Raw genomic sequence first — 1321 nt, 5'->3', positions numbered from 1 at the left:
TTGCCGCCGAGCTCGAGCGACACGCGCTTCAGATTTCCGGCCGACGCACGAATGATCGCCTGCCCGGTGACATGCGAGCCGGTGAAGGCGACCTTGTCGACGTCGTGATGCGAGGCAAGTGCGGCACCCGCGGTCTCGCCATAGCCCGGCACGACGTTGATGACTCCCGCCGGCACGCCCGCTTCCATCGCGAGCTCGGCGATGCGCAGCGACGTCAGCGGCGCCTCTTCCGCCGGCTTCAGCACCACGGTGCAGCCGGTTGCAATCGCCGGACCGATCTTCCAGATCGTCGCGGTGAGCGGGCCGTTCCAGGGAATGATGGCGCCGACGACGCCGACCGGCTCCTTCAGCGTGTAGGAGAAGATCTCGCCGGGCAGCGAATTCTCGATGGTCTCGCCATGGATCGCGGTGGTCTGGCCGGCGTAGTAGCGCAGCATGCCGACGGCACGCAGGTGATAGGCGCGGGTGCGGCTGACCGGCGCGCCCATGTCGAGCGTGTCGAGCTGCGACAATTCGTCAAAATTCTTCTCGACGAGATCGGCGAGCTTCAACAGCAGGTTCTGCCGCTCGAACGGCTTGACCTTGCTCCAGGGTCCTTCGAAGGCGCGGCGGGCGGCGGCGACCGCACGGTCGATGTCTTCCTTGTCGCCCTCGGCAACGGTCGCGAGAAGTTCGCCGGTCGCGGGGTTGTGGGTCTCGAAACGCTTACCGGAGGCCGCGTCGACCCACTTGCCGTCGATCAGCATCTGCTTGTAGGACCCGTTGGCGAACGGATGGCGCGTGATCGGAATAGCCTGCGTCACAGCCATGGCTGCACTCCCTCTAGGTTTCTTGGACTCGTGTTTGATGGGGTCGATCTGGGCGGGATCGTTATGGCACCAAAACTACAGCGCGGGGGATTTTGCGTAAAGCCGCCTCGTGGTCGCGCCGCACGTAGACCTCCCATGCATCCCGGTCGTGGTCAAACGCTCGCCGTGATATAGGTCGACGCAGTTGCAGCGCCACCCTCGCCGGAGAAAATCCATGCCGCATCCCGCCATGTCCAAAGACAATGTCGCCGTGATCACCGGGGGCGCCGCCGGCATCGGGCTCGCGGCTGCGCTGAAATTCGCTGAGCTGGGCATGAAGGTCTGCATCGCCGATGTCGACCAGGGGCGGCTGGCGGAGGCCGAAACAAAACTGTCATCGATTGCGGGTCGCGCGAATGTGATGGCATCGTGCGTCGATGTCAGCAGACCGGAGAGCGTGACGGAACTGGAGAGCGCGGTGCGCGCGCGGTTCGGCGGCACCGATATCCTGATGAACAATGCCGGCATCCAGC

At 64.7% G+C, this 1321-nt stretch carries 2 protein-coding genes; one reads left to right on the top strand and one right to left on the bottom strand.

Annotated features, from left to right (window positions below; all coding sequences use genetic code 11):
• Positions 1 to 809, bottom strand: an 809-nt coding sequence (locus tag C2U70_RS32490; RefSeq protein ID WP_140982831.1) for an aldehyde dehydrogenase family protein, incomplete at its 3' end; no start/stop codon positions are given.
• Between the two features lie 214 nt (positions 810 to 1023).
• Between C2U70_RS32490 and C2U70_RS32485 the strand changes: the two genes are divergently transcribed.
• Positions 1024 to 1321: SDR family NAD(P)-dependent oxidoreductase (locus C2U70_RS32485; protein ID WP_140982828.1), on the top strand; the 298-nt coding region annotated here is incomplete at its 3' end.

Source organism: Bradyrhizobium guangdongense, assembly GCF_006483445.1.
GTDB classification, from domain to species: domain Bacteria; phylum Pseudomonadota; class Alphaproteobacteria; order Rhizobiales; family Xanthobacteraceae; genus Bradyrhizobium; species Bradyrhizobium guangdongense_A.
The sequence above is the reverse complement of the archived record's forward strand: the minus strand, read 5'-3'. Positions and strand labels throughout refer to the sequence as shown.